Consider the following 17,305-nt stretch of genomic DNA (forward strand, 5'->3'; position numbering starts at 1 on the left):
ACTAAATTGTGAGGCAAATTAACTTTTTATCTCAATTTTAAGAAACTTTTTGCTGAGTTATGTATTTACCGGATCGCAACATCCCTTTTTATACTAAGACCTTAAAGCATTGCCTGCTTCTTAATATCCTGTCCTTTACATTTTCATGTACTTCAGCCCCGGAGCAGAAGGCAGAGGTGACTAAAGAAGTTTTTGTGGAACCAACTGCCCCGGCCAGTACCGTAGGAAATTTCGAACAATCGCTCATTGATCAGGGCCTGGTGAATATACAGGATGTCGATCCCAATATTAAAGTAGAGCTTAAATACAGTACCGAAGATAACTTTTTTGGCGAGGATGTTTACGAAGACCTGACAAAAGCGTACCTGCAATTAAAACCTGCACAGGCCCTGGCTGCCGCTAATGAAGAGCTGATGAACATCGATCCTAATCTCAGACTGCTTGTTTATGACGGCGTCAGACCCCTGAGTGTACAAAAGATACTGTGGGATAAACTCGATACGATTCCCCCTCCGCTGCGGTCAAATTATGTGGCCAATCCCGAAATGGGCTCGATTCATAATTATGGCTGTGCGGTAGACCTCACCATTTTTGATGTGGCCAGAGATTCCGTTCTGGACATGGGCACAAAATATGATTATTTCGGGGAACTGGCCTATCCGAGAATGGAAGATCAGATGGTCGGAGAGGGTAAATTAACGAAAGACCACATCATCCACAGAAAACTACTGAGAAGTGTAATGGAAAAGTATAATTTTATGCCTATTACGAGCGAATGGTGGCATTTTAACTATCATTCACGCGAAACAGCCAAAAAAATCTACACCATTATAAAATAAAAAAAACAACTGCTCAAATGAATAGTTGTTTTAAAATCACCTAACCACTAAAGTATTACAAAGTTCAAAAATTGTCCCGCACGGATTTCAACCTCCTCCTGGAAATTTCAATCTGACTGCCGCAAACCATTCTAATTTCGGATGATTTAACGCCCTCGATAAAATCTTTTACAAAGGCCTTATTAACAATGTGTTTCTTGTGTGTTCTGATAAACTGGCTGCTATCCAGTATGGATTCGAAATGCTTGAGCGTCATTGAACTGAGGTATTTTTTACCTCTGCTGTAGATATAAGTATAATTTTGATATCCTTCCAACCTAACGATTTCCTTCTTGAGAAGCGAAACATTAGATCCAGAAAAAGCAAATCTGAAGACATTGCTTTCTGAGAGTTGATTGTTTTCAGCAACTTCCATGTAATTCTTTAGGGTCAATTTTATAATACTTATGTCAAAAGTAAAAAGACGCAGGTATAATTTCAAGACAGGTAAAAACCACTGAAAAATTAATTCACTAACAATCAATAACTTACGAAACACAAGGTCTTAAAAAAGGGTGTTTATACCCGCTCGATTACGTAGAAATACCTAATGCCTTAAGAGGGTTAAACCTTCATTTTCAACCCATAGGCTCAAAATTGGATTTTATTTATGATAATGACTATATTTGCAACCTAATTTTAAAAAGTGAGCTGTGTTAGAAAAAATCAGGGACATTATTACGCATATCAATTCATTTCAGGCTGAGTCGTCAGAAGAAGTTGAAAATTTCAGGCTGAAGTTTCTCAGCAGGAAAGGAGAGCTTAACCTGCTCTTTGATGAATTTAAATTGGTAGCCAATGATCAGAAAAGGGTCGTTGGGCAGGAATTAAATGCATTGAAGAACCTGATAGAAGAGAAATTTAAGGAATTATCCGAAAAGGTGAATGAAGGGGCCGGTAATAATACCCGGCTGGACCTGGACCTCAGCCTTCCGTCCACCCCGAATTCTTTAGGCAGCCTTCACCCGCTTTCTATCGTAAGAAAGAGGATTGTTGAGATTTTCTCAAGAATGGGCTTTAATTCGGAAGACGGTCCTGAGATAGAATCTGACTGGTACAATTTTTCTGCGTTGAATTTTGCAGAAAACCACCCGGCCAGAGAGATGCAGGATACCTTTTTCATCGAAAAAGCCGCTGTTCAGAAGGACGATATTTTGTTGAGGACCCATACTTCCAACGTTCAGATCAGGTTAATGGAGTATAAAAAGCCTCCTCTGAGATCGATCATGGCCGGAAGGGTGTACAGAAACGAAGCCATTTCTGCCAGGGCCCACTGCCAGTTTCACCAGGTAGAGGGTTTGTATGTTGACAAAAATGTAAGTTTTAAAGACCTGAAGGATACTTTGCTGCATTTCGCAAAAGAAATGTTCGGAAAAGATACCAAAATAAGACTGAGACCGAGTTATTTCCCTTTTACAGAACCTAGTGCGGAAATTGACGTGACCTGTTTTATCTGTCATGGCAAAGGCTGTAATATCTGTAAGCATTCAGGATGGGTTGAAATTGCCGGATCAGGCATGGTTGATCCTGATGTGCTGAAAAACTGTAACATAGATCCTGAAGAATACACGGGATTTGCTTTTGGCATGGGTATTGAAAGGATAACCATGCTTAAATATGGGATCAATGACCTGCGTCTGTTTTTTGAAAACGATGTCAGGTTCCTGAGACAATTTAAAGGGGCCTGAGTTAAAATAGGCACCAGACAACTTTCGTATAATATGATTTACACCCGCTATGCTATTCCTCAAAATAGCCAGACAATATTGAGAAACAGATATTTATATTTTGAAATGTGCAAATTTAAAAATACTAAAATTATTTCTTGCCTGATCCTTTTCCTGGGATTGAGCAGTTTCTTAAAACTAACCGCACAATTAAGCGTCGTTTATCCCGCTGAAAGATCAGTATTTCAAAGGGACAACTCCAACAGAGGCATTATTTCTATTTCAGGCAACCTTGTCAACAACGCCGACAAAGTTGAAGCCAGGCTTATTCCGGTGGTCTTTGGCCAGGGAACGGGCACCGACTGGATCACCATCGACTCCCAGATTGAAGGATTCTCTTTTACAGGAAAAATTGAAAGCACCGGTGGCTGGTACACTTTAGAAATCCGTAGTTTCAAAGGCATCCAGGTCGTTGATATCGGCACAGTGCAAAAAGTGGGTATCGGCGAAGTATTTGTCATAGCCGGCCAGTCCAACGCACAGGGGTTCGGTAACAACATCAATGCTGTAGGAGCCAGCGACGACCGTGTGAACGGTTATAATTACTATAACAATCAGTTTTTGAATGAGTCTGTTCCGATGGACAAATTCACTAAAATACAGGCCAATGATTTCATCGGACCCAGAGGTTTAACGGCCTGGTGCTGGGGGGAATTGGGCGACAAACTCGTGAAGCGTCTGAATGTCCCGGTCATGTTCTATAACGCGGCCACAGAAGGCTCCAGTCTGGAAAACTGGGTTTCGAGTGCTGCCGGCAGGCCTACCGTCCATCCTTATACAGGGCAACAGTTTCAGGGAGGAACACCTTATTCCAACCTCAGAATCGTTCTGCAGAATCTTTCGTCACTTTATGGTGTAAGAGCCGTGCTGTGGCACCAGGGAGAAGCCGATTCTTTCACAAGCGAAAGCTCGTATTTTGACGGTTTGAAGACACTCATCGCCGAAACCCGGAAAAACACAGGAAAGAACATCAACTGGGTCGTAGCCAAGGCCTCGCTGAATGCCAACCAGGTTTTCGCTCATATCATTAAAGCACAGAATGCCGTGATCAATACCACGCAGCTGGTTTTTGACGGACCAGCCACTGACGGCATACAGTTTCCAAGACCTGATGGTGTCCACTTCAGCAACAGCGGCTCAGTAAACGGACTCTCCATACTTGCTGACTCGTGGGATCAGTCTTTAAATACTTTTTTCTTTACCAATTCCACACCTTTCAAAGGGACGGAGTTAAACGAAATAAAGTTTAAGTGTGATGTCAACAATCTTGCCGTGCTGAGGCTCGACAAAAGCTTCGCTTCCATCAGATGGGACGGAAATAACGGCAGCACCAGTGCAAGTACGATACAAGTGAATCAGGGCGACTATTCTGCCGTTGCAAGGGATGCCGCCGGTAATTATATTTTCTCCAATGTCATGAAGGTGAGAGATGCCTATCCGAGGTTTGCACCGACCATCACCCCGGCGATTTCCATCACGGCGTGCATAGGAAAAACCGTCGAGCTGAAAGCCAATACAGTAGCTGATCTTTCATTGGTATGGAATACAGGCGAAACCAGTACCTCCATCAATTCAGGAGAAAGCAAAGCATTTTATGCCAATTTCAAAAATACATTTGATTGTTTGTCCCCTAACTCAAACCAGCTCACACCGCAGTTTGTCAACCCTCCGTCTAAACCCAACCTGGAGTTTGTCAATAATAAAAATGCAGATTGTGAAGGCGGAAAAGTAGAGGTCAGGGTAAACAATCCATTCAATTTTGGTGTGCAGTGGAATACAGGAGAAACCACCAATACGGTTGCCTACACTTCTACCCCTCCGGCAGGCTCATTCGTAACCTTATACAGTAATTTTGATTGTCCGTCACCGGTTTCAAACACCGTTAAGCCGTTGATACAGATACTTCCGGCGACACCTACGCTGGTTCAGTCCGGTCCGTATTCAATGGAAGCCATTTCAAATGATGATCCTAACCAGTTTGAATGGTATCTTGAGAACAAGTTTCTGAAAGTGGAACAAAAAGACCTGATGGTGACCCAAAACGGTTATTACAAAGTCAATTCCGTTAAGAATTTCACCACACCTACCGGAGGAACGCTGACCTGTAAGTCTAAATTCTCTTCTATTGTTTCTTATACTAAAAACAGTGCTATTTCAGGCTTATCGGTTTATCCGAACCCGGTCGTTGACGGCACGTTCAAGCTTACTTCAGATACAGAGATCAAGAATGTCAACATACAACTGTATACTTCCGATGGTCAGCTGGTGCTTACTTCTTCTGTAGGAACACTCCTTGCCCCGGTACCCATTCATCTGAATGAACACAGAACGGGCGGGAAATTTATCCTCTCAGTGGGATACGGCAATACTAAAAAGACCTATAATTTGATTTTCGAATAAAAGTCCCAGGCGAGAATACCGGCTGAAACCGCCACATTAAGCGAGTGTTTGGTGCCGAACTGAGGAATTTCAATGACATAGTCAGCCTGGCTGATGATTTCGTCATTTACCCCGAATACCTCATTTCCCAGTATACAGGCATATTTTAGGTTCTTTTCAGGCTTGAAATCAGAAAGAAAGACACTGTTTTCGGCCTGTTCCAAAGCGAGGATAACCCAGCCTTCCTCTTTCAGTTGCTTCACAAGTTCCTGACCCGATTCGTGATAAAGCCAGTCTACAGATTCTGTAGCCCCTAGTGCCGTTTTTTCAATGTCACGGTGTGGTGGTCTTCCTGTGATCCCGCATAAATATATTTTCTCAATCAGGAAAGCATCTGAGGTCCTGAAAACAGATCCTACATTATTCATGCTCCTGATATCATCCAGCACGAAACATAAGGGCGTTTTATCCTCTTTCTTAAAATCTTCAACACTGATCCTGTTGAGCTCGTCCATCGACAATTTTCTCATCTTACACGCCTATTTGTTTTCTTCTTTTATTCCATAAAACCTGACATAGTCTACTTCCATTTTCTGGGGAAAAACGGCAGGGTCCACGCCTTTTTGCCCTCCCCAGTTGCCCCCCACAGCAATATTGAGCAGGATATGAAACTTCCTGTCAAAAGGCCACTGTGTCCAGTTATATGAAGTGTTATTTTCAAATTTGAAATACCTCTTACCGTTAACTTCAAAAGAAATGCTGTCGGGATACCAGTTGCAGGCATAAACATTGAAGTCCTGTGAAGCGTTCGCAACATTTATGTGGTCCCCTTTATTGGTGCCGATTGAGTGATTAAAAGCCTTGGTATGAATGTTGGCATGCACTACCCCCTGATCGAACCCCACGTGTTCCATGATGTCGATTTCTCCGTTATCAGGCCAGGACAGGTTGCCATAACTGGCAAAAGTCGGCAGCATCCAGATGGCCGGCCATGTTCCCGTGCCGGAGGGCAGCTTTGCTTTCACCTCTATTCTTCCGTATAATATATCTCCCTTGCTTTTTGAAACCAGCCTTGCAGAAGTGTATTGATTTGAACCCAGGATTTCCTTGATGGCTGTAATCGTCAGCAAACCATTTTTAACAGAGGCGTTCTTTACGGTGTTGGTATAATTCTGAAGCTCATTGTTTCCCCAACCGTTTCCACCGGTATCGTAGCTCCATTTAGCCGGGTCAGGACTGCCTTCATAATCGAATTCATCGGCCCATACCGTTTTGCTCATATCGAGGCTATAGACTTTTTTTGTGGTACCGGTTTCATCTGTTTCTTCAGCCTCATCCTTCTTCACAGAATCATCCTTTGAGCATGAGCAGAATAAAAATCCGGCAAGAAGCAGGGGGTAAGCCAGGCTTAAATTTCTCATATTTTTTTGTTACGGAAATTTTAAATATTTTTAAATTTGAATCCGTTTTTAATGGCAAATTAAGAATAACAAGGATGCAAAACAAATCAAACAGAAGAGAGATTATGAAAAAGCTGATAGGCACAGCCGCTGCCATCACCCTTACCGACGGGCTTTCTGCTCACGCCTTTGATGAAGCCCCGCTGGCCCTGAAAGGAAATATTAATCACTCTGTCTGCAGATGGTGTTACGACACTATTCCCCTTGAAGACCTGGCCAAAGCCGCCAAGGAAATGGGAATACAATCCGTGGAATTACTGAATGTCAACGAGTTTGATATCGTCAAAAAACATGGCCTTACCTGTGCCATGGTATCGTCTATTAACAAAGACTGGGGCATAGAAAAAGGCTGGAATAAAAAAGAACATCATAAAGGTCACATAGAGTGGTATAAATACCTGATTGATGAAACCTCCAAAGCAGGCCTGAAAAACCTGATCTGTTTCTCAGGTAATCGTGAGGAGGACCTCAGTGACGAAGAGGGGCTCGAAAACTGTGCTGAAGGCCTGAGTCAGATCATTCCCTATGCAGAAAAGAAAAAAGTTACCCTTGTGATGGAATTGCTCAACAGCAAAATAGATCATCACAATTATATGTGCGATATGACTGACTGGGGTACGGAACTGTGCCGTATGCTGGATTCAGAAAACCTCAAGCTTCTTTTCGACATCTACCATATGCAGATCATGGAAGGAGACATCATCAGGACCATCAAAGACAACCATAATTATTTTGCTCATTATCACACGGGTGGTGTACCGGACAGGGCGGAAATTGACGATACCCAGGAACTGTTTTATCCGGCCATTATGAAAACCATTGCAGCTACCGGCTACAAAGGTTTTGTGGGACAGGAATTTATTCCCAAAAAAGCGGACAAGCTGGCCTCTCTGAAACAGGGCGTCCTGATCTGTGACGTCTGATCAGAACGGTCCGTAATGGGTAAGAACTGCGAAGACCATCGTCAGTGAAGTAACCAGCAACAGTACGAGCACCAGGGGAAAAATAAATCTCAGCCATTTATCAAAAGGTACCCGGCACATCGCAATCATCGCTATGAGCCCGCCCGCAGCAGGATTGATCAGATTCGTCAGGCCGTCGCCTACCTGAAAAGCAAGCACGGTCGTCTGCCTGGTTAACCCCAGCACTTCACCTACCGGAATCAGTACCGGAAGCGTTGCCAGAGCCTGACCGCTTCCTGACGGAATAAGGAAGTTCATGACCGACTGGACAAACATCATCCCGATGCCGGACAAATAAGCAGGAAGCCCGGTCAGCAGGCCTGACAGATTATAGGCAATGGTATCATTGATATGACCGGTTTCAAGCACTACTTTAATGGCTGACGCAAAACCAACCATAAAAGCTCCCGGGGCTACAACAGAGACAGACTTAAGGGTTATTTCTCCAAATTCATCACTTGATTTACGGCTGATCAATCCGAAAATCACCGAAAGGATACAGAAAATAGCAGACAACTCATTGATTTCCCAGTGATGGATAAACACGCCGTATAACATGACCATCAGGCCCAGCACAAATACACCCAGAATCAGTTGATCCTTCGCTCCCAGTTTATACTTTTCAAGCGACCTGGAAAGCTTAAATCCTTCGGTATCCAGGCCAAGTGCCAGGCTTTTTGAAGGATCTTTCACTATTTTACTGAAGTACATGGCATTGTAAGCCGCTAATAAGGCTACACCCGCAAGACAAAGAAAAGCCCTGAGCCAAACCCCTGAAAACATAGGAAGCTGGGCGATCTTCTGACCCGTGCCTAAGGTGTAAGGGTTAAAGGGAGAAAGTCCGAAGCCAATCGTAATGGCCCCAACAGAAATGCCGGCAGCCAGCACCAGGTCACCCCCTATCGCAAGGCTGATTAAAGCGGCAATCGGCACCATCGCAATGTTATTTTCATAGCCTACAAAGACTCCGAGCAAAGAATAGACAAAAGTCATTAATACAATGATGAGGTATTTACTGCTTTCTCCCATTTTCCTGACCATGGTTCCCACCGCATTTTCGATCGCACCCGACTCCTGGAGAAAGCCGAACATGATACCGCTGGCCAGTACAATGAAAACTATTTTAACAGCCGTCTGAAATCCCAGGGGAAGGGCTATGAACATCTGGAAAAAACTGACGGGGGTTTGTTCTGTTAAATGATATGACCCGGGCACCACCCTCTCCCTTCCTTCCACCAGTTCTCTCTGATATTCTCCCGAAGGAATGAGATAGGTCAGTAAGGTGGCAAAAACCAGGATCATAAAAAGCATGACGGCCGGGTGTGGAATAAAATCGTACCATTTTTTCTTCATTACAGCTTAGGGGTTTCTTTGGTTTTCTACATTTAGGGTAGTTCAAAACTCAAATTAGCAGTTTATGTCTACAGATTAAATAAATATTTTAACAGATGGGCCTGATTCCTGTTCTGATCCACTAATTTAGTATTTTAAAAGCCTTAAATGAAACACTTTTTATATTTATTCCTTTTCCTCCTCAGTTTTCAAAACTTTGCCCAGGAAGCCCGTCAAGACACTACGCTTCTACTAAATGAAGCGATCGTAAAAGGCCTTGAATCTTTCAGAACCAACCTGAATACCTCAGTAGCGGTCAGCCAGATCAAATCAAGAGATATTGAGCGGTTTGACAACACTTCGCTGGTTTCTGCTTTTAATATTAATCCCGGAGTAAGAATGGAGGAACGCTCACCGGGAAGTTACCGGATCGCCATCAGAGGTAGCTCTATCCGCTCGCCTTTCGGAGTCCGGAATGTCAAGGTTTACTGGAATGACATCCCGCTGACGGATGCTAACGGGATTACCTATTTCAATTTAATGGACATGAATACCCTGGGTTCTATTGAAGTCATCAAAGGTCCTTCCGCCAGTATCTACGGGGCCGGGATTGGTGGCGTGATCTTACTCCAGTCTAAAAATGCCAGGACCGCAGAAACCGATAACAGCCGCCGGGCCGTCAGCACCAATTGGCTGTTGGGCAGCTATGGCACACAAAACAGGAGCCTGAGCTACTCTACGGCTACTGAAAAAGTGAATGCTGTGATCAGTTATGCTCACTCACAGACAGACGGGTACCGTGATAATTCTGCCATGGTGCGGGATGTTTTCAACTACAGATCGTCTTTCTTTATTTCAGATAAAAACACGCTGAACGTTAATGCTTTTTATTCAGACCATAATTACCAGACCCCGGGAGGCCTGACCAAAGAACAAATGGAAGCCAACCCGAGGGGCTCAAGACCCAAAACACCGGCAACTCCCAGTGCCATTGATCAGAAAGCCAGGATATTCCAGAAATTATTTAACCTCGGGCTTTCTCAACAATACCAATGGAACAAAAACTGGTCGAATACGACGTCTTTATTCTCCAGCTTTTCCATCCTGAAAAACCCGTTCATTACCAACTACGAAGTGCGTAATGAACAATCTTTGGGAGGTCGGAATATCACTTCCTATTCTTTTGCAGGAACATCATTATCCGGCAACCTGAAAATCGGGGCGGAAGCTATCAGAACCACATCGAAGTTTGACAATTATGACAACAACCAGGGAGTACCCGGAAAAAGACAGACCGAAGAAGAAATCAACTCTGTACAGGCTTCGCTTTTTTCGCAGCTGGAGCTGGTTTTACCTCATGATATTATTTTTACCCTTGGGGGCAGTTTTAACTCTCAATCTATCAACTATCTGAACCTGACCAAGGCCCCTGATCTTGTTAAAATCAATGATAATCCTGCAGTTCCTTTTTCGCCGAGAATAGCGGTTTTGAAAAATTTCAACAATCAGTTTACTTTATTCGGAAGTTATAGCCTGGGCTTCTCCTCTCCTACCGTACAAGAGTTTTCAGCGACTTACCAATACTCTCCGGGCTTAAAAGTACTGGCTGCTGAAAAAGGAAGGAATCTAGAATTCGGGATAAAAACAGAACTTGCCGACAAGAGAATCAAAGCTGAAATCAGTGCCTACGCATTGCAATTGTCCAATACCATTGTCAGAAGGCTAAATGACGGTGGGCTGGAATATTTCGTCAATGCAGGCAATACGGCTCAGAACGGACTGGAATTCAGCAGTGAATTTGCCATCATTAAGCCTCAATCCAATCTTTTTATCAAAGAAATCAACCTCAGGGCCGCTTATACCCTGAATGATTATACCTACAAAAATTATACACAAACGGCCACCGACTTATCCGGGAAATTATTACCCGGCATAGCGAAGCATTCTGCGGCATTTGTACTGGATGTTATCCAAAAACACGGGTTTTTCCTTCACCTGATGAGTAATTTATCAGGTAAAATCGCCCTGAATGATGCCAATACTTTCTATGCAGACCCTTATCAGCTTATCAACGGCAGAATAGGTTTTCATAAAAAGATCAAACATGTGGAAGGTAAGATATTTGCTGGATTTGACAATTTGCTTGACCAGACTTACAGCCTCGGCAATGACACCAACGCCTTTGGCAACCGCTTCTACAATATCGCTCCTGACAGAACTTTCAATTCAGGGGTGAGTCTTTCTTATCACTTCTAGGTCCTCCTGAGGGTTAACCTGAGTATGAACTTATTTATCATTAAATATGTATATACATTAATTACAATTACATATTAAAATGATAAAGACAGTAGTTCATAAATCAGAGACCAGGGGCCATGCCAATCACGGATGGCTAAACAGTTTTCAAACCTTCAGTTTTTCGGGTTATCATGATCCGGCCAGGATACACTTCGGGGCTTTGAGGGTTCTTAATGATGACACCGTTTCAGGCGGTATGGGTTTTGGCAAGCACCCTCATGACAACATGGAAATCATTTCCATTCCCCTGGAAGGTGACCTTGAGCACCAGGACAGCATGGGGAATTCAGCAGTAATCAAAAAAGGAGAGGTACAAATCATGTCTGCCGGAACGGGGATATACCACTCTGAGAAAAATAAAAACCCAAAAGAAGCTGTCAAATTTCTTCAGATCTGGGTATTCCCGGACAAGAAAAACATAGAGCCACGTTATGACCAGCAGGCTTTTGATGAAAAAGGCCGTGAAAATACTTTTCAGACCGTGGTATCACCATTGGAAACTGAAGGTGGTGGAGTAAAAATCAACCAGGATGCCTGGTTTTCTTTAATCAAACTGTCCGAAACCACAGAAAGGGCTTATACTTTAAAGGCTGAAAATCATGGTGTTTATGTGTTTGTCATCAGTGGTTCAGTGGAAATCAACGGAGAAATACTCAAAGAAAGAGACGGAATGGGCGTTTCAGAAACCGGCAACTTTATCCTGAAATCGGTCAAAGATGCAGAAGTTTTGCTGATAGACGTTCCGATGCATTTCTAAACCTTAAATTAAAACGATCATGTTACGTAAAATAAATAAACTTTTAGGTGCTTCATCACACCGGGCGGGCGAACATATGATGTATCAGCCTTTGCCAAATCCTTCATTTGACCAGATTGATCCGTTTTTACTGGTTCATCACCACGGCCCTCATGAGTTTGAACCTTATAACCAGGGTTTACCTTTCGGGCCGCATCCTCACAGAGGTTTTGAAACGCTCACCTTTATCTACGAAGGCAGCATTGAACATGCGGACAGCCAGGGTTTCAAAAGTGTGATCAATCCGGGCGGCGTTCAGTGGATGACCGCCGGAAGGGGCATTGTACACTCTGAAAATGTTTCAAAAGAAATGAGAGAAGAGGGTGGAAAAATGGAAATCATCCAATTATGGATGAATCTTCCGGCCAAACTAAAAATGACACCTCCCCAGTACCAGGGTCTTCAGCAAGAGGATATCCCGGTAGTAAAATCTGAAGACGGGAAAGTGGCGACACAGGTCATTTCAGGGGAATTCAAAGGTCAGGCAGGAAAAGCTAAATCGATCACTGATCTTCAGATCTTTAATGTTAAAGCTGAAAAAGGAGGACAGGAAACATTCCAGGTAGAAACTGAGAGAAATATTCTGCTGTATGTACTCAACGGAGAACTCGTTGTCAACGAAAAACTGGTAACCGGCCACCAGATGGTCCATTTCAGTCATGAAGGCACGGACATCACGATCATGGCTCAGACCAACAGTCGCTTTATCCTTTGTACCGGGGTACCTTATAACGAACCTCTGGTAGCCCAGGGACCTTTCGTCATGAACACCACCACCGAGATCCTGCAAGCCATGCGTGACTATCAGCAAGGCAAAATGGGTATCATGTAAAACAAAGGTTCATCCGGCCGGAATTTCCGGATTCCGGCCGGATGAATTCTCTTTCATAAAACCACCTGCTTCTCCGTTTCTTTCTCCCGGAAAACTCATCCTTAAAAGTCTCTGCAGCGTAAGTCTAATTAAATTACCTGTTTATCGTGGCAAAAACTGATATAAAAGGTTATTTTTGCAAAAATTTTTTGAATGGAATACGACGTTGTCATAGGATTAGAGGTTCATTGCCAGTTATCAACAGAAAGCAAAATATTTGCCTCTGATGCCAATCATTTTGGAAGCGAACCTAACACCAATATCAGTGTAATTACATTGGCTCACCCTGGTGTGTTGCCAAAGTTAAATAAAAAGGCGGTCGAAAGTGCGGTTAAAATAGGGCTGGCTTGTGGATGTGAGATCAACCGCTTCAACTACTTTGACCGAAAAAATTACTTTTACCCTGATCTTCCAAAGGGTTATCAGGTCTCTCAGGATAAATACCCTATCTGTGTGGGAGGAGGCGTGACCGTAAGATTGAAAGACGGCAAGGGCTTCAAAGAAAAGACGCTGGCCCTTCACCATATTCATATGGAAGAAGATGCCGGGAAGTCTGTGCATGATGGTTCTGATCATTATACCCTGCTGGATTACAACAGGGCTGGAACGCCCTTGGTTGAGATTGTCTCTGAACCCTGTATGCAAAGTGCGGAAGAAGCGGGGGCTTACCTGACTGAAATCCGTAAGATCGTGCGTTTTTTAGGCATCAGTGACGGCAACATGGAGGAAGGTTCACTCAGAGCCGATCTTAACGTTTCGCTGAAGCTGAAAGGAGCTGAAAAACTCGGCACAAAAGTTGAGATCAAAAACATGAACTCTATCCGAAATCTTCAGAGGGCTGCAGAATATGAAATTGAAAGGCAGAAGGCCATGCTGGACGAAGGACAGGTTATTATCCAGGAAACCAGGATGTTTGATCCGGATTCAGGTAAAACTTTTGGCATGAGGGTAAAAGAAACCATGAACGATTATCGTTATTTCCCGGAGCCTGATCTTGCCCCTATTGTGATTACTGAAGAAAAGCTGGAAGAGATCAGATCGCAAATGCCTGTTTTACCGCGTGAGTTGTTTCAGAAGTTTACACAGAAATCAGGAATACTGGAAGAACACGCCATTATCCTGACAGAAGACAAGACTTATGCAGACTATTTTTCGGAAGTTTGTGAACACACCGGCAATCATAAAGCAGCCTCAAACTGGATTGTTTCAACACTCAGAGGTTATGCGAATGACAAAGGAACTGATCTGAATGAACTCGGTCTTTCACCGGCCAAATTAGCTGAGATCATCAGTTTGGTAGATGACGGTAAGATCAGCCACTCGGCAGCCCAGTCGATGATTCCGATGATCATTGAAAACCCCGGAGCAAGTGTCCTGAGTATTGCGGAATCAAACAACCTGATTCAGCAGCAGGATTCGGGAGCCATTCAGCATCTGATCGACGAAGTGCTGGCTGCAAACTCTGAAAAGGTAGAACAATATAAAAAAGGCAAAAAAGGTTTATTAGGTCTGTTTGTAGGTGAGGTCATGAAAAAGTCCAAAGGCTCGGCAGATCCGAAAATAGTAAATGAAATTTTGATAAAAGCACTTAGTTAATCCTTAAGAACACCATCTTAAAATTAAAAACATGAAAAAAAATCTCTTACTGGTATTCTTTGTAAGTCTTTGCCTGGCGTGTAATTCGCAAAGCCAGAAAAACGACACCAAAGCGTCCGGATTATCTTTGAATATTACAGGTAAACTGAACAATGCCGTCGCAGGCAAAGTATACCTGGAAAAAATGAATGAAAGAAACATTGCTACTAAAATAGATAGTTCTGCCACTTCATCCAATGCTTTCAGCTTCAAAACCACTATTCCTGAGCCGGGAATCTATCAGCTCAATGTCGCTGATCAGCAGATCATCGGGTTAATACTGGACGGTGGCGAAAACCTGACCGTTACGGCAGACGGAGTAGCTACTCCTGAAAAAGCGGCGACTTTCAAAGTAGAAGGTTCCAAAACTATGGACAAATTCAATGAAATCATGGCCCAGATGCAGCAATTCGGTCAGGCCAGGTCTGTATTGGAAGGTAAGTTTCAGGCAGCAAAGACTGAAAAAGACCGTGAAGCCATCAGAAAAGAATACCAGGCGGCTGAATTGTCCAGAGGACAGGCTGTTTTGCCGAAAATAAAAGAACTGGGTACTTCAATGGCCGGCATTATCGCCGCCAACAATTTCCTGAATCCTGAAACTGACGGGGCATACATGATGGAGCTGGTGCAAAAACTGAAAGATGAAGGTAAAAACCACTTCTATGCCAACATTTTCATCCAGGAAGTGAACCGTAAAAGTATCGGAACGATCGGAACTCCGGCTCCTGATTTCGAACTGGTAGACCTTAACGGCAAAAAAGTGAAGCTATCGGATCAAAAAGGGAAAACCGTTATCATTGATTTCTGGGCTACCTGGTGCGGACCTTGTATTTCATCGTTTCCGGGTATGAAAATGGCTATCGATAAATACAAAGACAATCCGAAAGTAGTGTTCCTGTTTGTTAACACTTTTGAGCGAGTGCCCCAGGACAACTGGAAAGATCATGTCAACAAGTTCGTAACACAAAGAGGATATGCTTATCTCAACCCGATACTGGATTTCAACAATCAGACGGCGATCAGCTACGGAGTAGAGGGTATTCCTGCCAAATTCTGTATTGATAAAGACGGGAAATTCAAAAATAAGAGTGCCGGCTACCTCGGTAGCTCTCAGGCTGTCTATGATGAGATGGTTAAATGGGTGGAAGAAGGAGAATAATTTCAAAGAAAGATATTTCAAAGCCCTTGTCTGCATTTAAAAGACAAGGGCTTTTTTATGTGCCTGATTTTATGACATTCCTATAGGTTTCATGTATATTTGCCGGTCAAAAACTACAATATAACGAATGAAAATTGCGATAATAGGCTGTGGTAATATGGGGATGGCTTTTGCCCGTTCTTTTATTCAATATGACCTGGTAAAAAAAGATAACCTTCTTCTGATTGAAAAAAACGAGGAGCGTTCAGAGGCTCTGCAAAGTGCCCGCGAAGGGGTGGTCGTCAGCACCATCAACTCACAGATCGGCGACTACGACCTGGTAATTTTATCCGTAAAGCCCCAGGATTTTAGTTCTATCTCTGTTGAATTAAAAAAAGTACTCAAACATGACCAGGTAGTATTATCTATCATGGCCGGTATTACCATCGAACGCATCCAGAATGAGCTTAATCATCAGCTGGTGGTAAGAGCCATGCCGAATACTCCTGCCATGCTGGGAATGGGCATCACAGGTTTTACCGCTGCCGAAGGAATCAGCTTCTCCAAGCTGCTTAAAATAGAAAACCTGATCAATGCCACCGGCCGCTCGGTTTTTATTGAAGAAGAAAGCATGATTGACGCCGTAACTGCCCTGAGTGGCAGCGGCCCCGCATATTTTTACTATATCGTCAAACATATGGTGGATGCCGGCAAGAAAATGGGCTTTGACGAAGGTATGGCACAGTTGTTAGTCAAACAAACCATGCTGGGTGCTTATCACCTGATCAACAATGCCGAAAAAGACCTGGACGACCTCATAAAAGCCGTGGCCTCCAAAGGTGGGACCACCGAAGCTGCCCTGAAGGTATTTGAAGAAAGTAAACTCTCTGAAGGACTTATCGGCGGAATACTGGCGGCTGAAAAAAGAGCTAAAGAACTTTCAAAATAACTGTATTTCTTTCTTTCAAAAAAGCACTGTCCCCATTCCGGCGGCAGTGCTTTTTTGTTGTACCTCTGATTCCTTGCACTTATACCTGCTTTTATTTAATATTACTCTATGAATATCAAATATATCAACCTTATGAAACGCTCTTCCGGTAAACTTCTTCTGGCCATTTTTTTATTCCTCAGTTACTTTTTTTTAAATGCACAGAACCCTTATTATTCCTATAACAAAGCCCCACTGGTTCCACAAAAATATGTAGCCGTTCCGTTGGGAAAAATAAAGCCCGAAGGCTGGCTGAAAACCCAGCTGGAGCAGATGAAAAAAGGCTCAACCGGTCACCTGGATGAATACTACCCAAAAGTAAAAAATGAGAACGGCTGGCTGGGAGGTAAAGGTGACGGCTGGGAAGAAACCCCTTACTGGCTTGACGGTGCTGTGCCCCTGGCCTATCTGCTGGACGATAAAGAACTCAAAGATAAAGTGCTAAAATACATCAACTGGACCATTCAAAATCAAAGGCCCAACGGATATTTCGGTCCGGTAACCAAATCCGAAAGGGAAGGAAAACCATTTGAAAATTGCCAGCAGGGAGAAGACTGGTGGCCGAAAATGGTCATGCTCAAGGTAATGCAGCAATATTATTCTGCCACCAATGACCAGAAAGTGATCAGTTTCATGAGCAAATACTTTCAATATCAATATAATAATCTCAAAGCCTGCCCCCTCGGCAAATGGACAGAATGGAGCCAGGCCAGGGGACAGGATAATATTTTAACCATCTACTGGCTGTATAACCATACCGGGGATAAATATCTGCTGGAGCTGGCAGATATGGTCAATCACCAAAGTACTCCATGGACAAAGTTGCTGGGCGGGCGGGACT

15 protein-coding genes are annotated in these 17,305 nt (G+C 43.5%); 11 read left to right on the forward strand and 4 right to left on the reverse strand.

Annotation, left to right across the window (positions count from 1 at the left end):
- Positions 1-59: 59 nt before the first annotated feature.
- Entirely contained in the window at positions 60-839 is a 780-nt protein-coding gene (locus tag GVN16_RS24085) for a M15 family metallopeptidase (RefSeq protein WP_166566526.1), read from the forward strand.
- Positions 840-903: 64 nt separating this feature from the next.
- Here GVN16_RS24085 and GVN16_RS24090 read toward each other — a convergent pair whose 3' ends face one another.
- Positions 904-1,254, reverse strand: a complete 351-nt coding sequence (locus GVN16_RS24090; protein WP_166566527.1) for a LytTR family DNA-binding domain-containing protein — start codon at positions 1,252-1,254, stop codon at positions 904-906.
- Between the two features lie 277 nt (positions 1,255-1,531).
- On the opposite strand from GVN16_RS24090, the gene pheS reads away from it, so the two are divergent.
- Both pheS and GVN16_RS24100 read left to right on the forward strand, forming a co-directional pair.
- Entirely contained in the window at positions 1,532-2,566 is a 1,035-nt protein-coding gene (gene pheS, locus GVN16_RS24095; RefSeq protein WP_166566528.1) for a phenylalanine--tRNA ligase subunit alpha, read from the forward strand.
- Between the two features lie 105 nt (positions 2,567-2,671).
- Positions 2,672-5,005, forward strand: a complete 2,334-nt coding sequence (locus GVN16_RS24100) for a sialate O-acetylesterase (protein ID WP_166566529.1) — start codon at positions 2,672-2,674, stop codon at positions 5,003-5,005.
- On the opposite strand, the gene GVN16_RS24105 is transcribed toward GVN16_RS24100, so the two are convergent.
- A complete protein-coding gene (locus tag GVN16_RS24105; RefSeq protein ID WP_166566530.1) occupies positions 4,984-5,514 on the reverse strand; it encodes an RNA methyltransferase in 531 nt (176 codons plus the stop codon). The genes GVN16_RS24100 and GVN16_RS24105 overlap by 22 nt on opposite strands.
- A gap of 9 nt (positions 5,515-5,523) precedes the next feature.
- Positions 5,524-6,405 (reverse strand): family 16 glycosylhydrolase, encoded by an 882-nt coding sequence (locus tag GVN16_RS24110; protein WP_166566531.1) that lies wholly within the window; start codon positions 6,403-6,405, stop codon positions 5,524-5,526.
- A gap of 104 nt (positions 6,406-6,509) precedes the next feature.
- Here GVN16_RS24110 and GVN16_RS24115 point away from each other — a divergent pair, with 104 nt between their 5' ends.
- Entirely contained in the window at positions 6,510-7,367 is an 858-nt protein-coding gene (locus tag GVN16_RS24115; RefSeq protein ID WP_229244339.1) for a hydroxypyruvate isomerase family protein, read from the forward strand.
- On the opposite strand, the gene GVN16_RS24120 is transcribed toward GVN16_RS24115, so the two are convergent.
- A complete protein-coding gene (locus GVN16_RS24120) occupies positions 7,368-8,759 on the reverse strand; it encodes a YfcC family protein (RefSeq protein ID WP_166566533.1) in 1,392 nt (463 codons plus the stop codon).
- A 147-nt stretch (positions 8,760-8,906) separates the two neighbouring features.
- On the opposite strand from GVN16_RS24120, the gene GVN16_RS24125 reads away from it, so the two are divergent.
- The 7 genes from GVN16_RS24125 to GVN16_RS24155 form a co-directional block, all read left to right on the forward strand.
- On the forward strand, positions 8,907-10,994 hold the full coding sequence (locus GVN16_RS24125; RefSeq protein ID WP_166566534.1) for a TonB-dependent receptor: 2,088 nt from the start codon (positions 8,907-8,909) through the stop codon (positions 10,992-10,994).
- A 79-nt stretch (positions 10,995-11,073) separates the two neighbouring features.
- Entirely contained in the window at positions 11,074-11,793 is a 720-nt protein-coding gene (locus tag GVN16_RS24130) for a pirin family protein (RefSeq protein WP_205748974.1), read from the forward strand.
- 19 nt (positions 11,794-11,812) lie between these two features.
- A complete protein-coding gene (locus GVN16_RS24135) occupies positions 11,813-12,664 on the forward strand; it encodes a pirin family protein (protein ID WP_166566535.1) in 852 nt (283 codons plus the stop codon).
- 192 nt (positions 12,665-12,856) lie between these two features.
- Complete coding sequence (gatB, locus tag GVN16_RS24140; RefSeq protein ID WP_166566536.1) at positions 12,857-14,299, forward strand: Asp-tRNA(Asn)/Glu-tRNA(Gln) amidotransferase subunit GatB; 1,443 nt, start codon at positions 12,857-12,859, stop codon at positions 14,297-14,299.
- Between the two features lie 31 nt (positions 14,300-14,330).
- On the forward strand, positions 14,331-15,497 hold the full coding sequence (locus tag GVN16_RS24145; protein ID WP_166566537.1) for a TlpA disulfide reductase family protein: 1,167 nt from the start codon (positions 14,331-14,333) through the stop codon (positions 15,495-15,497).
- A 127-nt stretch (positions 15,498-15,624) separates the two neighbouring features.
- Positions 15,625-16,425 (forward strand): pyrroline-5-carboxylate reductase, encoded by an 801-nt coding sequence (proC, locus tag GVN16_RS24150; RefSeq protein WP_166566538.1) that lies wholly within the window; start codon positions 15,625-15,627, stop codon positions 16,423-16,425.
- Between the two features lie 132 nt (positions 16,426-16,557).
- On the forward strand, positions 16,558-17,305 hold a 748-nt coding region (locus GVN16_RS24155; RefSeq protein WP_205748975.1), incomplete at its 3' end, for a beta-L-arabinofuranosidase domain-containing protein.

Source organism: Emticicia sp. CRIBPO, from assembly GCF_009905725.1.
Classification (GTDB): Bacteria; Bacteroidota; Bacteroidia; order Cytophagales; family Spirosomataceae; genus Leadbetterella.